The sequence below is a fragment of the Vibrio sp. 10N.261.46.E11 genome (assembly GCF_041472735.1).
Classification (GTDB): Bacteria; Pseudomonadota; Gammaproteobacteria; order Enterobacterales; family Vibrionaceae; genus Vibrio.
The window spans coordinates 35,078-55,001 of record NZ_JBFRQW010000030.1 but is presented as its reverse complement, the minus strand read 5'-3'; the positions used below and the strand labels follow the sequence as shown (position 1 = coordinate 55,001).

The window sequence follows — 19,924 nt, the reverse complement described above, 5'->3', positions numbered from 1 at the left end:
CTATGAACAAACTATTCAGATCTCCAGCGGTTGATTGGCCATTTAAGTTTGCTCAGAAGCTCGAACGAGCGAGAGATGAACGCTTGAAGCATTTTTATAGCCAGCCTCTTCCTGCGCCTGATACACCCATTTCAGAAGTGACCTTCTTGGCTGTCGACTTTGAAACGACCGGTTTAAACCCAAACAAAGATGGCATCATTACCATAGGTTTAGTGCCATTTACGCTCAATCGAATCTACTTGCGACAAGCCAAACATTGGACATTAAGGCCAAAACAGAAATTGGAAGAAGACTCGGTGGTAATCCATGGTATCACTCACAACGATATCATTGATGCGCCAGACTTAAGTGAAGTATTAGATGAGATCTTAGAATCGATGGGCGGCCATATCCCAGTCGTTCATTATCGCCGCATCGAGCGTGATTTCTTGGATAACGCGTTGAAAGTCAGATTAGGTGAAGGGATTGAGTTTCCAGTCCTAGACACGCTCGAAATTGAATCTCAAATCCAAAACAAACTGTCCGGCGGCCTATGGAATAAACTGAAAGGTAAGAAGCCTGCGTCAGTGAGGCTTGGGCAGAGCCGTCGTAGATACCATTTGCCCGACTACACGCCGCATCATGCGTTAACTGATGCGATTGCGACAGCGGAGCTTCTACAAGCACAGGTTGCGCACCATTTTAGCCCTGATATGCCTGTTAAAGATTTCTGGTTATAGTTAGATAAACTAGTCGCTGTAAGTTACTGACTAATCAGAACAAAAAACGCTCACATCTTCTAGATAGTGAGCGTTTTGTTTTGCGCATGATTGTCTTTTAAGCATGAATAGAAAGTCTACTCGGCTGTCGGGCCAACCAATCTCATTTCCCAATCTTCAACTTCGCCAGTTTCAAGTCGACGTTCTACGAGCGTGCCCCAAGATTCGACTAAAGGCAGCTCCGCCAGTTCTCTAAGCTCTTGTTTATCTAAACAACCCGTGAATACCGCACTCATAACCCGGCTTAACGGCCATTCTGGATAAGGTCTTTCACACAGGATAATCTCGTCACCGGAGCCGATATCACCCTCTTCCAAAACACAGAAGTACCAGCCAGTTCGAAGGGTATCTTGTAGCCTTCTAGCCATATCATTTTGATCAAATCGCACGTTCAGCTTCCAACAAGGCATACGACCTTGTGAAACTTCCAGCAAGGTTGAACCAATTCGAATCTTATCTTTTAAACAAATGGAAGCTTCAGTCACACCGCTTGAACTTATATTCTCACCAAATGCGCCTGCAGATTGGAAAATGTCTTTGTAGCCTAGTTCTTGCTGCCAAACCGGATAGTGCTCACTTGGATAAATATGAAGGGCTTTCTGAATACCACCATGAAAGCGAGGGTCGCCTTGTTCATCGTTGATAAAACCAAGCTCTGTAGCGTGCTGGCGCTCCGACAAAACCTGCTTATTGATGGCACTCTTTGTACCGTGAGCAAAAGCAACGACCTTACCGCCCAAAACACTGTTTACTGTACCAAACTTCTTCATACCCTTCCTTTCAGCAAGTAAAAAAGAGGAGCTTTCGCTCCTCTTTTTGTAAATAACACCTTGATTAAGCGTACTTCTCTTCGAAATCTTTCATGAAGCTTACTAGCGCTTGAACGCCTTCTAGAGACATTGCGTTGTAAAGTGAAGCTCGCATTCCGCCCACTGCTCTGTGGCCTTTTAGTGATTTAAGACCCGCAGCATCAGCCAACTCTAAAAACTTGGCGTCTAGCTCTGGTTTCGCTAATTGGAATGGCACGTTCATTCTCGAACGGTTTGCTGTATGAACGTCGTTTTTGTAGAAAGCAGAACTATCAATCGCATTATAAAGCAGTGCTGCTTTCTCTTTGTTCACTAATTCCATCGCTTCTACACCACCTTGAGCTTTCAACCATTTGAAAACCAAGCCAGATAAGTACCAAGCATAGGTTGGCGGCGTGTTGAACATTGAGTCTTTTTCAGCAAGCACTTTGTAGTTCAGAATGCTTGGCAATACTTCGTTCGCAAGCTCCAGAAGGTCATCACGCACGATAGCGATGCAGATACCCGCCGGGCCAATGTTCTTTTGAGCGCCCGCGTAGATAACACCGAACTGAGACACATCGATTTTGCGAGATAAGATGTTAGATGACATGTCAGCAACGATAGGCTTATCCGTTTGTGGAAGCTCACTGATCTCGATGCCATCGATGGTTTCATTTGGACAAAAGTGCACATATGCCGCTTCTGGGTCGATTTTCCAATCTTTAGCCGGAACAACAGCCGCTTTGCCATCAATCGATGTCTTAGCATTGAATACGTCGATTTCACAATATTTGCTCGCTTCAGTCACTGCGCTTTCTGCCCAGTACCCCGCATCGATGTAAGTCGCTTTGGTCGCGTCACCTAGAAGGTTTAGAGGAACAGCAGCGAATTGAGCACGAGCGCCCCCCTGACAGAAAAGAACTTTGTAGTTGTCTGGGATGTTCAGAAGATCACGTAGGTCCTGTTCGGACTCGTCAGCAACTTGAATAAATTCCTTGCTGCGATGGCTGATTTCCATCACGGAAGTCCCTAAACCATTCCAATCAATAAAGTCCGCTTGCGCTTGTTTCATTACCGATTTAGGCAGTGCCGCTGGGCCAGCACTGAAGTTGAATACGTTATCTAATGTAAGTTCCATGGGGATGATTGCTCCTGCTAAATAATAACTATGCAAGTAATACCATGTTTTACCCAACATAAAAACAACAAAAGAGGTCTTAAGACCTCTTTTGTTTTGTACCGTATAAAATGTTTAAGCTTAACCGGCTAAATCACCCTATCAGTATTCAGCCTTGCTCTGTTTATTGAACAAAAACCGGCATAAGTAGAGCAATTAATGGAATTTCTTGGCCATTTTCGAACACTAGGTTTCCATTTTCAACGTCAGCACGGATTTCATAACCACTTTCTGTTTCTTTGATCATTTCCATCACAAGCAATTCATCAATACCTTGAAGGATGAATGGGTACTCTTCAACAAGCTCATTTGAGAAGCTAGAGTGAACGTTACCCTTTAATGCAGGTACAATCATCGAAGGATTACTGCTGATGTTTTCGGTTCCTTCCGGTACGCTCACCAACCACTTAGATTCAAATTGACCCTTACCTAATTCTAGCGACATGTTGTTCATGGAAAGGTCGAAACCTTTAGCAAACAGGATATCGATAAATGGAATGATCTCTGCAACGTCTTCTTGCGTCATTACAGGATTAGATTGGTAAATCTCAAAGATTTTCTCAAAAGATTCGCTATCCAATTTCGACATTTCGAAATCGACGTTTAGGTTGTTCAACTGGCCTTCACTGGTCTCGATGTTTGCGATATCCAGCTTAAGGTTGCTACGCAGACGCTTAGTCGCTTCATCTAGATGCGATTCAAAATCGTACTTAGAGTTTTCGATGGTCATGAATGGCTGCATTGCAGAATCTGAAATCAAGAAGCTATCAATAGTAAAGTTCTGCGTGCCTAACCAGTAACCTTTCGCTTGCTGGCCTGAACCAATACCTTTTAGGTTAGACAGTGTCACCTCTTCACCCGTTTCAAAATCAATTTGAACAGATGGGATAGAAAGCTCGTAATCAACTTGGCCTAAGACAGTCGCATGGCCAGAAAGATTCGATTTAGTGATCGATACCGAAGTACCATTCTCATCAGAACCTTGATAATTGAACTGGCTTAACTCGAAATTGAAATCAGTGTTGCCGTTTAACTCGGTGCTAGTCGTTAGAGTTAGAGGTAAAATATCAGTGTTCTCAAATGTCGACAGTGCATTTAGGCTCACCAAACCGTGGCTAACTGCACTATTGATGACAAACTCACTCGGCAGCCCATCAATCGCGAGTTGTTCTTTCAGGTTTTCATCGGTCACAGTTAGGCGAGTAGTTACGTTAGAAGATAGGTAACCTCTATCGTATTCCACGATCTCAGCTTGAATGCTTGAATTGTTAAGCTTTGCAACGCCATCGGTAATGGCATTTTGTCCAATTTGCCCAACCGCGAGTGGCCAACAAAGTGCCAATGCGATTGCTCCACCAATTGCGCCAATTTTTCTTAACTGTTCCATGAGTTCTCTTTCTACACTAGTCTGTTTTTTTTAGTCTAACCCATCAGTAGCAAACAAGAAACATTGAGTTAAATCAGTCTATTGCTCGATACTTCAATTCCCTCAACAAATTAACGGCTAGCTCTCATCCTTATTAAGCGCTTCTTGGTAGGCTAGAAGCGTCGCTACTACTAAGGTTGAACCGTGAATCAATACGCTGTTATTTGTTTGGACAATAATCCGGTGAGCATTGAAAGAATACGCTCGGAGCTGGCTCCGTTGTCTTATGTATTCGACATTTATACTGCTGAGAACCTAGAAGATGCGCATCACGCATTAGAAGATATCCACGACAATCACCAAACCGTCGCCTTGGTGATCTCTCACCATCATTCTGAATTCAATGGTGTGCAATTTCTGATTGAACTTGAACAGCTGCCTCATAGTAATACCGCTAGAACGATATTGGTGAGCGCCTCGTCAGACATTCAATCCATTCTAACCGCAGTAAACGAAGGTAGGCTCAACCACTGCCTAACCAAACCGGTTCAAGATCAGGTTCTCTTCAAATCAGCACAAAAAGAGCTGACTTCTTTTGTCATCGAGTACGACCCAGAAAACCTTTTGTCTTACAGTGATGCGTTAGATCAACAACGCTTACTCAGAGCACACATCGAACAAAAGATTCATTCGTTCCAATCTGGGTTCATTCACGATTACCACCAGCTTTCTGACAATGCCCTTGCCGAGCGTGTCGTCAATGCTTTGCAGGATGTCTTTTCGAAAGACGACAAAACCAAAGCCATTCGTGATTACTCGCCAGAACATCTGCTGACTGTAGAAGGTGAAGACAATCGCTTTCTTTGGTTAATCATTGAAGGTGAAGCCGCTCTCTATAAAAAAGATGAGCTGGGGCAACAACGAGAAGTAGTGCGTCACTCCAAAGGGAATATCGTCGGCGGGATGTCATTCGTGACGGGTGAACCTTCGTTCTCTACTGCGATCACCCTAACCCAGACACGAGTGATAAAGCTCGATAAAGATAGCTTTGCTCAGGTTATGCATTCAAACAATACCCTGCTGCCGCTATTTACCAATCTACTGCTCCGTCACTTTAACCGACGCTTACAAAGAAGTATCAACAATAAGATCCAGCTTCAGCAAACCCTAGAATCGTTGGAATCTGCACATCAACAATTGATCGAGAAAGAGAAGATGGCGATGCTCGGCCAACTCGTGGCGGGTGTCGCACATGAGTTAAATAACCCGATTGCAGCGATCTTGCGAAGTATTGAAACTTTGTCTGAACATCTCGACCAAATACTCGAAAACTCGTCACTCCCAGAATCGAATAAAGGGACGGAAGTACTAGCACACTCAAAATTGGCTAAGCCTCTATCCACGGTACAAGAGAGACAACTCGTTAAGCACCTCTCATCGACTATCGATGATCGTACGCTCGCTAAAAAAGCCGTGAGACTGAACTTGAGCCAAGACTCTGTGGTTTTAGATACTTTGAAAGACTCCCCAGTCGCAGGCAAAGAGCTGCTCAATGACTTAGAGCATTATCACTATGTTGGAAACTCTATTCGTTCGATTCAAGTTTGCAGCAAACGTATTGCCGATATGGTCAAGAGCCTAAAAAGCTATGCCCGAGAAGATGAAGAGGTCCGCCACTACGCGGATATCCATGAAGGACTAGAAGACACCTTAGTGATCTTTGAAAATAGATTGAAGTATCATCAACTCGAAAAACACTACGACACCGATCTTCCGCCTTTATTGTGCCAGTCGCTCTCGCTACAACAAGTGTGGACCAACCTTCTATCTAATGCACTGGATGCGCTTTCAGAGCGAGGCAAAGTCTCTATCACCACGTCTCAAGAAACTAAAGGTGACGACACGTTTCTTGTAGTGCAAATATCGGACACTGGACACGGTATCACCAAAGAAGACATCAACACTATTTTCAACCCAAACTTCACGACCAAAAAAGAAGGCAATTTTGGTTTAGGGATTGGGTTATCCATTTCTCAACAAATCGTTTCGGCTCATCAAGGTTTTTTTTTGGTGGAGTCTGAGGTAGGCAGCCATACACACATGCAAGTGTGGCTTCCATTCAAACAAGAAGGAGCACCTCATGAATAAGTACCTAATTTTATGTGTCGATGATGAGCCAGAAGTTCTCAACAGTGTCCTTCAAGATTTAGCACCATTTGAAGACAATTTTTTTGTTGAAGGAGCCGAATCGGTCGATGAAGCTAAGCAAGTCATTAAAGAAATGGAACAGGAAGGTATTAAACTCGCCTTAATCTTGTGTGACCACATCATGCCTGACAAAACAGGCATCGATTTTCTTATCGAACTTAACCAGCACGATTCTACAAAGCCAACACGCAAGCTGCTGCTCACCGGGCAAGCCGGGCTAGAAGATACCGTCACAGCAATTAACAACGCGGCGCTTGATTTTTATATTTCAAAACCTTGGCAAGGCGATCAACTTAGAAACACGATTACTCAACAACTGACAGACTATGTCATTACAAACGACAAGCAGTTGTTAAACTGGACTTCCATTTTAGATACTGAGCGCATACTGACATCAATGTCAGACAAGCGAACTAGTTTCGGTGAATAGCGATAGATTGGTAAATAGAGGTTGTTTGCTGAATAGTGATTAGATAATGAATAGCGATTTAATCGCTATTGCACTTTTAACACGAAGTACATTTTGCATCACAGCGAGTAAATTAAGTGTATCTAATCGTTATCAATAACGAGTGAATGGATACTAGATTTTGTTAAATAGTCCTAAAACATGAGATCTCTGTAACAGAGCAGTACTTTACTTTCTTGTTTTTTAGCTAAATGACAAATGAATTGCATTTTTATGGGTTATTTTTCCGCGAGTTAGATTAAACTGTCTCAATGTTTATGGTTTGCCTGATTTTTCTCAAACCAAAGGAATTAACACTAATAAAGGTTTACGGTCGTTATGCGCAAAATACTACTTACTACCGCTATGCTATTGGCTTCTAGTCAAGCGCTAGCTGTCGATGAACAACCACAAGTAATGAGCAACTTTAGCTACGATTACTTTGACGCTCGTATCGGTGCGAGCCCAATCACATTTGGTGGTGCATTCAGTAAGTCAATCCACCCGAATGCTCACGCAGTAGCGCGTATCGATTCAGAATTTGAAGGCGATTACGACTCTGCTGTAGGTCTTGGTTTCCACGCTCCAATCAACAACTGGGCAGATCTAACGGGTGAAATGCTAGCTCGTATAGTTCAACCAGCAGCGAAAAGCTCTCCTGATGTTGGTATGGAATTCAACGTTGGTGTTCGCCAATGGCTTGGCCCACAACTAGAAGTTGGCGGCAAAGGCGGTTACGTTTCTATCGATGATAAAGATGATTGGATCGGTTCTGCTTACGTTCGTTTCCACTCTACAGAACTATTCTCTCTAGGTGCAGAAGTTCGTATCAATGATTTCTACGGTGATCAGTTAATGTTCACGACTCGTTTCAAGCTTTAAGTAAAACGAGAAAGCTCTTAATAAGGGCTTAGCCTTTAAAACGGGCTAGATAGAAACAAAAAAAACCGAGGAAATCCCTCGGTTTTTATATATAAACAGTAATCCTATGCATATACAGGCGATATCTTTAGTGGCAGCTCTTTAGTAATTGCTGCTTGCGTGGCTCTTGTAATAGTTTCCAGTGAATACCATCAATTGCACCCGCAAACTTCCAAAGTAATTTTAGGTCAACGTCGTTTCCATACGCTTCGCGAACCTTATTAAACACTTCAGATGCACCCAACTGCATAAACATTGAAACATCATCCACTCCGGCCTTTTTAACCATGCGTTCTAACGTCAGTTGCATGTTAGGCAGATCCCTTAATCTACGGCTAGCAGATGATTTTTTGAAGCTACGCTGCTGAATTGAATTATCGATTGAAGTACGAATAATACTATCCAATTCAGGATGCTCAGATGTAAAGAGATCCGTGATGTCGTAGTAATTCACGGTTGCTGTCGTCTGCTTTTTTACGTGACGATACTTTTCACAATCAAGCCCCGTCAGCTTTTTATCTAATAACTTCCCACCTCGAATGAATACACAATCTTCACTCAACAAAGCGAACATAGCGTCATTTTGAAAGAGGCCAATACCTCCAAACATAGAGCGCTTTTGATGTTCACCAAATTGATTCACGTAATTAATAAATGCTGTCTCGGTCATATCCGTTGATCCTTAATCAAATTACCCCGATTAGGTTGATCGCCAGACAAGCAGCTTTTTATGCGAAAAATTTTAAATCTATTTAATGTTTAGGTGAATATTATGGTTTCGTTTGTCACCTTTGAAATAAATGATACTTCGAAAAGAAAAATAAGTCAGGGCACAGTTCACATCAATCAGTTGAATATCCTTGCTTTTAATGATTTACATCACATTAAACTATCAAATCGCGCCAAGAATTTAATTCCTAGTGATACTTCCGTTCAAGTTATCAAAGCTTATGTGGCTCGATGAGTATTGCCTCGCAGCATCGCGGCTTGTAAAATGGTACGACATACATGTTCTTACTCTTAATATGAATCATTTATCATTTTTCTGGCTACCACAAAATAAAGCTCTTCTTCTTAAGGGCCTAGAATCCGAGTTTGCCCAACTTGTTGGACATTCCATCTCAGCGGGAAAAATAACTCTTCCTCCGATTCCTGAGGTTGTACTTAAAATTCAAAAGCTTTGTACTCTTGAACCAACAGGCGTCGCCGAAGTTGCCGAGTGCTTACTTGAAGACCCAGGGCTGACAGCAATCGTGATCAGAGTTGCTAACTCAGTTGTCTTCAACAGACGTAATATTACTTGTGTCGATGTTATGACGGCCGTATCGCGTCTTGGTATATTGAGAGTGCGTGACATTGTCACGGCTCAGGCTATTGAACAACTTAAACATTCCGTCAATTTGAGTAAAGAGTGCAACGAGCTATTGGTTCAGAGCGCTTCTGTATCAAAAGAACTCGCCGCAACTATGGTGTTAGTCACTAACCTATTTAAAGAACTGTCCCCTACCGAATACCGTTATCTAGAACATGAAAAGTCACTACTTGTTGGGTTACTTGCAGATATTGGCTTGTTTTGTTTAGTTAGTGAATATCACCTCTACCTAGACAACGGGAACTATTTAGATCACGACATCGCACTGCAAATATTCCAAGGCCAATGTTCAGCAACCAGTAAACTGGTGCTTGATCGCTGGGGCTTCGACAGCGACTTCATTGACGTGTGCAGCAACACCATCAACAAGCAAGAGGAACGCGAAGTCTCTTATCTTGATATTGCACGAATCGCTAACCACCTACTGATGTTTAGAAACAAGGATGAGAACATTGATGAGCACGAAGTTGAACTAAACGTGACAGGAGCGGAAGTACTTTATAAATTAAGCAACTTGAGCAAACAGGATTTTAATGCAAAGCTAAGTGACGTGATCAATACTAGCGGCTTCTAAGTTACTGTTACATCGCTAGTAAATGCAACATGAAGTCAATGCAATGGGGAAAGCATGTTTACAGGGATGATCTTTATATTTGCGCCACTCGTCGTGGGGTATCTTTTTTCAATTACGAACGCTCAGACGCTAGAATTTATCAACCGCTCGACTTCGCGGTTGATCTACGTGATTCTCGCGTTAATGGGACTAAGCTTAGCCGCACTCGATAACCTAGGCAGTAACCTGCAGACAATTCTTCTATACACGGCCACTTTCTTTGTCTGTTTAAGCGTTTGTAACCTAATGGCGCTACCTGCTATTGATAAGTTACTACCACTCCAGACAGACAGCTGTAATAAAAAACTCCCCCTGTCTTCTATGGCGATGGAGTCTGCCAAACTCATCTTAGTGGTCGGTTCCGGCCTTATCGCTGGTTTAGTTCTGCCAATTGGACTTGATTGGGTTGACACCGCGAGTGAATGGATTCTCTTTATTCTACTGTTCTTTATTGGCATTCAGCTACGCAATAGCGGACTAACACTTCGTCAAATCTTACTCAACAAGCACGGTATGGTAATCGCAATCGCAATCATCACCACCTCAATGCTTGGTGGTATTGTTGCGGCTTATATCCTTGATATCCCCTTGTTTAGAGCCTTGGCAATGTCTTCAGGGTTTGGCTGGTATTCTTTAGCCGGTATCTTGATGGGCGATGCCTTTGGTCCTGTTTATGGCGGTGCTTCATTCATGCTAGAACTATTGAGAGAGTTAGTGGCATTAGTGCTGATCCCAGTACTTATCCGCAGCTACCCCTGCACCTCTATTGGCTATGCAGGCGCGACAGCAATGGACTTCACCTTGCCTGTTATTCAAACAACAGGTGGCGTTCGATGCGTGCCAGTCGCGATCGTAAGTGGCTTTATCCTCAGCCTGCTTGTCCCGATTTTGATGTTGTTCTTTGTATCTCTTGCTAACTAGATCGCAGGAATAGCGTTTGTTTTAGATTAGAATGCAACTCGAATACCGATGCCCAAGACACCGATACAGTTACCGAAATAAAAAGACACTAAGTGTCATTGCTCAACAAATAATGATCACGGTAATCTGTAACGACAACGTTATAAAAAGAATAAACTTACAAAAGGAACCGCTATGAAACGCCTTTGCGTCGCATTACTGCTAGCTTCAACTTCTACTTTCTCTTTTGCAGCAGATTCAATGTCTGAGACAAACCAGTGTCAAGCAAAAAAATATGATGCGTACATCGACGCCTCTTTAGGTTGGTATGCTGACCTCGCTACATTAACTTCTGAGCAATACCCAGAATTGACAGAAGTAAGCGAGTGGTTCCTAGAAGGTCGTAAGCACCACTTCGAGCTTAATCGCGCTGCGGTAAACTACTACCTTGTGAACGATTCAAGCAAAGTGGCAACAGAGCAACCTGTAGAAGCTTGGTTGCAATTAGAACAACACGACATTAAAACGCTATCAACACGTGATGATGAACTTGGTAGAATCGCGAAAACAACATTCGACGACCGCCAATCAACACCTCACGCTCAAAACTACGAGCTACGTTCTGCGTTTGCTGAGCTGCTTAGTCACCCTAAGCAAATCGATACAGCACTGCAGCGTTACAACCAGTCGATCGCCAAACTAGAAGCGATTAAGTGTAAATAACCCTTAATTTACTATGCTTTTATGGGAAGTTGGATTTCATAATTAAGACGGGACATTGTTCCCGTTTTCGTTTAGATTATCCCGCTCGCGTCAATATAAGAAAAATAACTCGCTTGCTATGGTTACGGAACAAAAAACAGCAGATGTTAGCTTTGACAGTCTTCTACGTATCTTTACAGTACCAGAAGGCCCAGACTCAACACTCACTCAAATCGAAGACAAACTTTCACGAAACCTGAATCAATTCTTACGTGAACACATTGTGGCTGAAGAAAAGCCATTACGTGAGATTGAGAAAGATTTTTCGAATGCTCATATCCCAGAGCAGCCTGAGTTTGTTTCAGAACATACCGAGCATCTCCTCGATTCTCTTGTATCTCATTCTGTACATACGTCGTCGCCAAGTTTTATTGGTCACATGACGTCTGCGCTACCCTATTTCCTGATGCCGCTGTCTAAAATCATGATTGCGCTAAATCAGAATCTAGTAAAAATCGAGACCTCAAAAGCTTTCACTCCCCTAGAACGTCAAGTTCTGGGTATGTTACATCGCCTGATTTATCAGGATAGCGACCAGTTTTATTCTCGCTGGATGCACAGTGCCAACCACTCTTTAGGAGCGTTTTGTTCTGGCGGTACCATCGCGAATATTACTGCGCTTTGGGTTGCTCGTAACAATGCACTAAAAGCACAAGGTTCGTTCAAAGGTGTGGAAAAAGAAGGCTTATTTAAAGCCATGAAGCACTACGGCTACGAAGGCCTTGCTATCTTGGTTTCTGAACGTGGTCACTACTCTCTGAAAAAAGCAGCGGATGTCCTTGGTATTGGTCAAGAAGGTCTAGTGTCTGTTAAAACGGATAACGACAACCGCATTTGTACGGACGACCTAAGACTCAAGATTGAACAGCTCAAACAGAATAAGATAAAGCCTTTCGCTGTCATTGGTGTGGCGGGTACAACCGAAACCGGTAATATCGACCCTCTAAGAGACATTGCAGAAGTCTGTGCCGAATCCGATTGTCATTTCCATGTTGATGCCGCTTGGGGCGGTGCGACTCTAATGTCGAACAACCATCGTCACCTACTTGATGGTATTGAATTGGCTGATTCAGTTACGATTGATGCACATAAACAGCTTTATATCCCTATGGGTGCTGGCATGGTTTTGTTTAAGAAGCCAGATGCGATGACCGCAATCGAACATCATGCTCAATACATCCTTCGCAAGGGCTCAAAAGACTTAGGTAGCCATACGTTAGAAGGCTCTCGTTCAGGTATGGCAATGTTAGTCTACGCCTCAATGCACATCATCAGTCGCCCAGGTTATGAACTGCTGATCGACCAGAGCATCAATAAAGCGCGCTACTTTGCTGACCTGATTAAAGATCAAATCGACTTCGAACTGGTTTCAGAGCCTGAGCTTTGCCTACTGACCTATCGCTATGTGCCTGGATCAGTCAAAGCAGCACTACTCAAGGCTAAAGCACCAGAGCGTGTTGAACTGAATGAGCTACTGAATGAACTGACCAAGTTTATTCAGAAGAAGCAACGTGAAACGGGCAAGTCTTTCGTATCGCGAACGCGCTTAAATCCCGAAATATGGGCGCATCAGCCAATCATCGTTTTCCGTGTAGTATTAGCAAATCCACTGACGGGCAACGATATTCTCTCTTCAGTGCTTGAAGAACAGCGTGAAATCTCTAAACTAGCACCCAACTTGATGAGTAAAATCACCAAATTGGTTAAGCTAATCAACGCCTAGCCATTCAATTTTAGTTGCATCAAATTGAAAATTTCTTTCTTTTTGATGTAACTTAGCTGTCAGTTCATACTCAATTTGCATTCTTTTTGCTCAAACCCTCTTCCAATTCTGTAGTTTTCTAAAATTTTGTTGAGGTTTGTCATATTCTTAAGCATTGATGCCGTGTTTTTGTATTAGTGAATAGTATGTTGGGTTTATACTGACTCTATGGTGCTAGTTAGCTTGATATCTCTTTGATGCAGTAGAATTTACAATACCGAATATAGGTTTGGTTTTGTATTTTCTTATATTTGTTTCAGCCATACCCCCTGGTAAAAGATATTAACTAGCAAGTTGTTCTCTATACCCTTGTGAACACTATGAATACATTAGAAAAAATACAAAAAAACCTGGAAAATTTCAGCAAGTCTGAGCGTAAGGTAGCCGAAGTAATCATGGCTTCCCCTCAAACTGCAATTCATTCTAGCATTGCTACCTTAGCGAAAATGGCTGACGTGAGTGAGCCTACAGTTAACCGCTTCTGTCGTCGTTTAGACACAAAGGGCTTCCCTGACTTTAAACTTCACCTAGCTCAAAGCTTGGCGAACGGTACACCTTACGTGAACCGTAATGTTGAAGAAGATGATGGCCCAGATGCTTACACGCATAAGATTTTTGAATCAACTATGGCTTGTCTAGATGTTGCTAAAAACAGTTTAGACGCGATGCAAGTAAACCGTGCGGTTGACTTGCTGACTCAAGCAAAACGCATTTCATTCTTCGGACTGGGTGCCTCTTCTGCTGTAGCCAAAGATGCTCAAAACAAATTCATTCGTTTCAATATCCCAATCACTTGTTTCGAAGACATCGTGATGCAACGCATGAGCTGCATTAACTGCAGTGACAACGACGTTATTGTTCTGATCTCTCACACTGGCCGCACCAAAAGCCAAGTAGAGATTGCGAACTTAGCTCGTGAAAACGGCGCGACAGTTATCGCTATCACAGCAAAAGACTCTCCGCTAGATAAAGCGAGTTCTCTGTCTATCTCATTGGATGTGCCGGAAGACACTGACGTTTACATGCCAATGGCAAGTCGTGTTGTTCAGATGACGGTTATCGATGTGTTAGCAACAGGCTTTACGCTTCGTCGTGGTTCTGGCTTCCGAGAGAACCTGAAACGAGTAAAAGAGTCACTTCGTGATTCACGTTACGAAAAGTACTCTCAGTTCTAATCTTCTAAGGTAGAAACAAAGTGCCTCTTAGATACGAACAAAAAGATAGCTATTAAAAAACGGAGCCTAGTGCTCCGTTTTTGTTTGTCTGTTTTAATGCCTTATACAGCGAACAGATCTAAGACCGTTAAATAGTCCAGCTATTGCCTTTCTCTACAACACTGTTCTCAGACGCATAAGAGTTAATGATGGTAAAACTCGACTCCGTAGCCTGCTCTGTGGCAAGTTGAGCAGTTTGATTCATCGAGGCTGTCTCATGGTATTCCCCTCCACAGTCGCATTCCTCACAAACCTGCTTCAGAATACGTACAAGCCTCTCTTGATTCAACGGTAAAGGGTTTCCTTTAATAGCCACTGATTTGAGCGCATCGGCAGACACCTCATCAAACTGAGCTTCGCAGACACCAAACTCCAGTAGGCTTGGAAGCTTTAACGTGTCCAACACTTCAGATAACCAAGCAATCGCGTCTTCTTCTTTTGCCTCAATACTTCCAGTAACAATCTGAGCAATGCGCTGATAGCGCGCTAATATGTCGTTTCTTTGCTGTTCTTTCGCTACTGCAATGTTTTCTAACATCACAAATGGCGCTAAGCGCGCTGTTATCACACTGTGCGGCGCGGATATCTTGCCCCCTAACGCAGATGCTACCCCATGGGCGGCACCAAGTTTGGCATTGGTTATTGCCATTCCTCCGAGCATAGAAGCGAAAGCAAGATCAGAACGCGCTTGAGGCTCGTCGTAGATACATGCCTGTATAACAGAACAACTTAACTTGCGAAGCCCTTCTTCACAGATCATATCGGTTAACGGATTCGGTTCGCCACACACATAGGCTTCCATTAAGTGGGTAAACGCATCCATTGCACCACGCCCCGATAAATACAGATTAGTTCCATGAGTTAAAGTAGGGTCGACAATCGCAACATCGGCTAGCATGTCAGGGCTTCGAAGGCTTATTTTGACCTGATCTTGCCCTGATTTCAGCACCGCATTTTTAGTGACTTCTGCACCTGTACTCGCAGTGGTTGGAATCGCGATAAACGGAAGCGGTTTAGCTTTAAGAGGAACATTACGCCCGACAACTTCAACATAGTCGTATAAGTTGCCTTGATTAGGTAAAACCGCAGCTAACGCCTTGCCCATATCGATGGCACTGCCACCACCCAAAGCGATTACCATATCGGGTTTAAATCGACGTGCAGATATCGCCGCCTCTTCAACCATTTTGATATTGGGTTCTCCGGAAATAGCAATGTGTTGATAGCGCATGCTCTGTGCATCGAGATAGCCAGTGACAATTGAAGCTCGCTCTAATGTATTGCCAGTCACCAATAGCACGCTGTAACCGTATTGATTAAAGAGAGACAATGAAGCAGAGAGGGCTCCATCACCAAAGATGATCTTTGTAGATGTCATAAATTGAAACATGGTGCCTCCTGCGCCTATGACCGAACAAAACTGCGAGCTCTTGGTTATTGGAAAATTGATTTGGGGAAACGGGTGTTTTGGAATTTAACTTTTGAAATATGACCTTGGTATTTACAACACAATCTCTGCATCCTAAATACGAATACCCTAAACATCGTTACATCATGCTGCTTACCGAATATGGTTCCATACCCAGATAAAGGATGCCTCGTTCTATGTTTGTTTTTTTTGACGAGGTGCAACTTGTCGCACTAAAGATGGATTAAAGTCGTAATCTTAGGGGTAATTCACACTCTAATACTGAGGGGGCTTAACGATGACAGTGGCCAGTAAACAATACTCTACCTTTTTATGATTAATATTTGTGCTGATAGGCAGAACCTATCGTATTAAGAGGCAATTCCATCTTTATTTCCCCATGGCATTGAGGCATAGTTGGTTTTAAGAAATTTTGAGTGGCATTCATTAAAGAATAGTTAACATAACTGAGTTAACGAGCCTCATCCCGTATTTAGGAGAAATTAAATGTTTGTAGTTATTTTTGGTCGCCCTGCTTGTCCATTCTGTGTTCGTGCAAAAGAGCATGCTGAAACTCTTAAAGCTAAACGCGATGACTTCAACTACCGTTATGTTGATATCCACGCTGAAGGCATCAGCAAAGCTGACCTAGAGAAGACTGTTGGTAAACCTGTAGACACAGTTCCACAAATCTTCATCGACCAAGATCATATTGGCGGCTGCACAGAATTTGAAGCATACGCAAAAGAAAACTTAGGCCTTTTCGACTAAGCGGGAATTTCTCATACGAGAATTTACGCTAACGCCTTGAACAGCTAACAAAAATAAGAGTTAGACTGGACGATTGATATAGAGCCCGCTCATCATTGTAGCGGGCTTTTTTGTGACAATTTTTCAAACGGAGTAAGATTCAGGCCAATATCGAATAAAATTGAAAATAGCACTTATAATTTATTTATATTTAGATACAATTCATTCCTCAAACTGATCCTGTGTTTCACGCTAATTATTGAGCAATCACTGTGAATATCGACGTTGTCTTGCTGTTAAAACAAAATCCCATCCTTCTCATCTTTGTTGTGTTATCTATTGGCCTCGCCATTGGTAAAATTCGTTTCGGTAGCCTCCAACTTGGAAATTCAATCGGTGTTCTGATTACTTCTCTTATCATGGGACATCTTGGCTTTTCCTTTAACGCCGACGCTCTCACAATTGGTTTCATGCTCTTCATTTACTGTGTAGGTATTGAAGCTGGCCCCAACTTCTTCGGTATATTCTTCAGAGACGGTAAGCATTACCTCATTCTTAGCCTCGTTGTACTTTCTACCGCCATTGCCCTTACCTACTTTTGCAGCGAATATTTGGGTCTTGGTTTCGGACTTTCCGCAGGTATGATGGCGGGAGCACTAACTGCAACACCAATATTAGTTGGCGCACAAGATGCACTCAATTCAGGTTTAGCTGAAGTACCAAGAAACATGGACCTGGGTCTGGTTATAGAAAACCTCTCTGTAGGTTACGCGATGGCTTATTTAGTCGGCTTAATCAGTATGATTATGTTTGCTCGCCTTATTCCAAAGCTTCAGAAAGTAAACCTACACGACTCTGCAGAACAAATCGCTCAAGAGCGCGGCCTAGGCACCTCTGGCCAGCGTAAGGTTTACTTACCCATTATCCGAGCTTATCGTGTGGGACCAGAGCTAATTACCTGGACTGATGGCAAGAACCTTCGTGAGCTTGGCATCTATCGCCAAACTGGTTGCTACATCGAGCGGATTCGACGTAATGGTATTCTTGCCCACCCCGATGGTGACGCTATTTTGCAAGAAGGTGACGAAATCGCATTAGTTGGCTTCCCTGACAGCCACGCTCGTCTTGATCCAAGTTTCCGAAACGGCAAAGAAGTTTTTGACCGTAACCTTCTCGATCTACGAATCGTCGAAGAAGAAATCGTCGTTAAAAGTGACAACATCGCGGGTAAGCGTTTATCTGACTTAAACTTATCCGAATACGGCTGTTTCCTTAACCGCGTAGTGAGAGCTCAAATTGAAATGCCGATGGACTTAAACATCGTACTTTCTAAAGGTGATGTACTGCAGGTGAGTGGTGAAAAGAGCCGTGTTCACGGCCTTGCAGAAAAAATTGGTTTCATCTCGATTCACAGCCAAATGGCCGATTTGACGGCTTTCTGTAGCTTCTTCATTCTGGGTATTTTGTTTGGTTTGATCACCATGACATTCGGCCAAGTCTCATTTGGTTTAGGTAATGCAGTTGGTCTTCTTCTATCGGGCATCATGCTTGGCTTCTTACGAGCGAACCACCCTACCTTCGGTTACGTTCCTCAAGGGGCGTTGAATATGGTCAAAGATCTCGGTTTGATGTTCTTTATGGTCGGTATCGGCTTGAGCGCCGGTGGTAAGATATTTGAGCATTTGACTCAAGTAGGCCCGCAAGTTATCGGGATAGCACTTATCGTGAGTGTACTGCCGGTATTCTTCGCTTACCTAGTCGGCGCTTACGCACTGAAGATGAACCGAGCTCTTCTTTTTGGAGCCATCATTGGCGCACGAACCTGTGCTCCGGCGATGGACATAGTAAATGACCACGCTCGTTCAACTATCCCAGCACTTGGGTACGCGGGTACGTACGCGATAGCCAATATATTGATGACCTTAGCGGGTACCTTTATCATTATCATTAGCTAGTTTATTCAGCGTTATAGCGCTTTAGATTAGATATTTTAAATGCACTAATTCATCTTTGAGTTAGTGCATTTTTTATGACTTAATCTCTTTTCTCATCCCACATCTCTATACTACTTTCCTCAAACTACAGACAAAAAAATAGGCGCTCAATGAGCGCCTATTTCGTTTTGATTCGATTGTTTGAATTAGATGTCAGCTACATCAAATTCAACAGCTGTCTCTACGTCAGCTTCGTAATCAACACCATCAACACCGAAACCGAACAACTTCAAGAACTCTTCTTTGTACTCTACGTAGTCAGTCAGTTCTTTTAAGTTTTCAGTTGTGATTTGAGGCCATAGGTTACGACAATGCTCTTGAATGTCGTCACGAAGTTCTAGGTCGTCTAGACGTAGACGGTTCACTTCATCAACTTCTCCTGCACTGCCATCTGCTTTGTATAAACGTTGGCTGAACATACGGAAGATCTGTTCCATACAACCTTCGTGAATGCCTTCTTCACGCATCTTCTTGAACACCATAGCGATGTAAAGAGGCATAACAGGAATAGCAGAGCTTGCTTGAGTCACAACTGACTTAAGAACAGCAACGTTCGCAGTACCACCAGTTTGGCCTAGTTTCTCGTTAAGCGCTGACGCTGCACGGTCTAGATCCATCTTAGCTTTACCTAGCGCGCCATCCCAGTAGATTGGCCACGTTAGCTCAGTACCGATGTAGCTGTAAGCAACAGTCTTACAACCGTCAGCTAGAACACCCGCTTCAGAAAGTGCGTTGATCCAAAGTTCCCAATCTTCACCGCCCATTACCGTAACAGTGTCTTTGATCTCTTCTTCAGTAGCAGGCTCAACGCTTGCTTCGATGATCGCATCTTTGTTTGTATCTACCGCTGTAGATGTGTAAGTCTCACCGATAGGTTTAAGAGATGAACGAATCACTTCGCCAGTCTCTGGCATTTTACGCACTGGAGATGCCAGTGAGTACACAACCATATCGATTTGACCTAGATCTTCTTTGATCAGGTCAATTGTTTTCTGTTTAGCTTCGTTAGAGAAAGCATCGCCGTTAAGGCTTTTTGAATACAGGCCTTCTTCTTTAGCTAGCTTATCGAACGCTGCTGAGTTGTAAAAACCAGCTGTGCCCGGCTTTTTCTCAGTACCGGCTTTCTCGAAGAAAACACCGATAGTTGAAGCGCCGCCACCAAATGCAGCCGCAATACGTGAAGACAAGCCGTAGCCACTTGAAGAGCCAACAACGAGTACACGTTTAGGTGCATTAGCGATTGGGCCTTGAGCTTTTGTGTAAGCAATTTGTTCTTTTACATTAGCTTCACAACCGACTGGATGTGTTGTAGTACAGATGAATCCGCGAATTCGAGGTTTGATGATCATATTCAACTTCCTTAAAAAATCAGGTTAAGGATAAGAGTTTCGTGCGCAAATGGCATCTAATTTCTGTAAAAATGTGGTGAAAATGCAAGTGGTTGGAGCACTCAACTGATATTTGCCGACTAAGTCACCAT

General features: G+C 43.1%; 17 protein-coding genes. 11 read left to right on the top strand and 6 right to left on the bottom strand.

Annotation, left to right across the window (positions count from 1 at the left end; genetic code table 11):
• Positions 1-2 precede the first annotated feature (2 nt).
• Entirely contained in the window at positions 3-719 is a 717-nt protein-coding gene (locus AB4407_RS10155; protein WP_372120466.1) for a 3'-5' exonuclease, read from the top strand.
• Between the two features lie 116 nt (positions 720-835).
• Here AB4407_RS10155 and AB4407_RS10150 read toward each other — a convergent pair whose 3' ends face one another.
• The 3 genes from AB4407_RS10150 to AB4407_RS10140 all read right to left on the bottom strand — a co-directional run bounded on the left by AB4407_RS10150 (position 836) and on the right by AB4407_RS10140 (position 4,113).
• On the bottom strand, positions 836-1,528 hold the full coding sequence (locus AB4407_RS10150) for an MOSC domain-containing protein (protein ID WP_372120465.1): 693 nt from the start codon (positions 1,526-1,528) through the stop codon (positions 836-838).
• A 64-nt stretch (positions 1,529-1,592) separates the two neighbouring features.
• Complete coding sequence (serC, locus tag AB4407_RS10145; protein WP_372120464.1) at positions 1,593-2,687, bottom strand: 3-phosphoserine/phosphohydroxythreonine transaminase; 1,095 nt, start codon at positions 2,685-2,687, stop codon at positions 1,593-1,595.
• Between the two features lie 163 nt (positions 2,688-2,850).
• Complete coding sequence (locus AB4407_RS10140) at positions 2,851-4,113, bottom strand: DUF945 family protein (protein ID WP_372120463.1); 1,263 nt, start codon at positions 4,111-4,113, stop codon at positions 2,851-2,853.
• A 183-nt stretch (positions 4,114-4,296) separates the two neighbouring features.
• Here AB4407_RS10140 and AB4407_RS10135 point away from each other — a divergent pair, with 183 nt between their 5' ends.
• The 3 genes from AB4407_RS10135 (at position 4,297) to AB4407_RS10125 (ending at position 7,630) form a co-directional block, all read left to right on the top strand.
• Positions 4,297-6,240, top strand: coding sequence for an ATP-binding protein (locus AB4407_RS10135; RefSeq protein WP_372120462.1), 1,944 nt, complete (start codon positions 4,297-4,299; stop codon positions 6,238-6,240).
• Positions 6,233-6,730, top strand: a complete 498-nt coding sequence (locus AB4407_RS10130) for a response regulator (RefSeq protein WP_372120461.1) — start codon at positions 6,233-6,235, stop codon at positions 6,728-6,730. Before AB4407_RS10135 ends, AB4407_RS10130 begins: the two co-directional genes overlap by 8 nt.
• A gap of 357 nt (positions 6,731-7,087) precedes the next feature.
• Positions 7,088-7,630 (top strand): hypothetical protein, encoded by a 543-nt coding sequence (locus AB4407_RS10125; protein ID WP_372120460.1) that lies wholly within the window; start codon positions 7,088-7,090, stop codon positions 7,628-7,630.
• A 127-nt stretch (positions 7,631-7,757) separates the two neighbouring features.
• On the opposite strand, the gene AB4407_RS10120 is transcribed toward AB4407_RS10125, so the two are convergent.
• Complete coding sequence (locus AB4407_RS10120; RefSeq protein WP_009847061.1) at positions 7,758-8,339, bottom strand: TfoX/Sxy family DNA transformation protein; 582 nt, start codon at positions 8,337-8,339, stop codon at positions 7,758-7,760.
• Positions 8,340-8,694: 355 nt separating this feature from the next.
• On the opposite strand from AB4407_RS10120, the gene AB4407_RS10115 reads away from it, so the two are divergent.
• From AB4407_RS10115 to AB4407_RS10095, 5 genes are all read left to right on the top strand, one after another.
• Entirely contained in the window at positions 8,695-9,615 is a 921-nt protein-coding gene (locus tag AB4407_RS10115) for an HDOD domain-containing protein (RefSeq protein ID WP_372120459.1), read from the top strand.
• 54 nt (positions 9,616-9,669) lie between these two features.
• Positions 9,670-10,575 carry a lysine exporter LysO family protein gene (locus tag AB4407_RS10110; RefSeq protein ID WP_372120458.1) on the top strand — a complete coding sequence of 302 codons (906 nt, stop codon included), beginning with the start codon at positions 9,670-9,672 and terminating at the stop codon, positions 10,573-10,575.
• Between the two features lie 174 nt (positions 10,576-10,749).
• Positions 10,750-11,277: a hypothetical protein gene (locus AB4407_RS10105; protein ID WP_372120457.1), complete on the top strand. Its 528-nt coding sequence runs from the start codon at positions 10,750-10,752 to the stop codon at positions 11,275-11,277.
• A 118-nt stretch (positions 11,278-11,395) separates the two neighbouring features.
• Positions 11,396-13,039, top strand: a complete 1,644-nt coding sequence (gene panP / locus AB4407_RS10100; protein WP_372120456.1) for a pyridoxal-dependent aspartate 1-decarboxylase PanP — start codon at positions 11,396-11,398, stop codon at positions 13,037-13,039.
• A gap of 359 nt (positions 13,040-13,398) precedes the next feature.
• Positions 13,399-14,253: a MurR/RpiR family transcriptional regulator gene (locus AB4407_RS10095; protein WP_004734686.1), complete on the top strand. Its 855-nt coding sequence runs from the start codon at positions 13,399-13,401 to the stop codon at positions 14,251-14,253.
• 127 nt (positions 14,254-14,380) lie between these two features.
• Here the strand turns inward: AB4407_RS10095 and AB4407_RS10090 are convergent, their stop codons facing one another.
• Positions 14,381-15,682 carry an iron-containing alcohol dehydrogenase gene (locus tag AB4407_RS10090; protein WP_372120455.1) on the bottom strand — a complete coding sequence of 434 codons (1,302 nt, stop codon included), beginning with the start codon at positions 15,680-15,682 and terminating at the stop codon, positions 14,381-14,383.
• Between the two features lie 525 nt (positions 15,683-16,207).
• Between AB4407_RS10090 and AB4407_RS10085 the strand changes: the two genes are divergently transcribed.
• Together AB4407_RS10085 and AB4407_RS10080 are read left to right on the top strand one after the other, a co-directional pair.
• A complete protein-coding gene (locus tag AB4407_RS10085; RefSeq protein ID WP_009847069.1) occupies positions 16,208-16,471 on the top strand; it encodes a GrxA family glutaredoxin in 264 nt (87 codons plus the stop codon).
• A gap of 251 nt (positions 16,472-16,722) precedes the next feature.
• Positions 16,723-18,405, top strand: a complete 1,683-nt coding sequence (locus AB4407_RS10080) for an aspartate:alanine antiporter (RefSeq protein WP_012604238.1) — start codon at positions 16,723-16,725, stop codon at positions 18,403-18,405.
• 185 nt (positions 18,406-18,590) lie between these two features.
• On the opposite strand, the gene fabV is transcribed toward AB4407_RS10080, so the two are convergent.
• Positions 18,591-19,793, bottom strand: a complete 1,203-nt coding sequence (fabV, locus tag AB4407_RS10075) for an enoyl-ACP reductase FabV (protein WP_372120454.1) — start codon at positions 19,791-19,793, stop codon at positions 18,591-18,593.
• Positions 19,794-19,924: the final 131 nt, after the last annotated feature.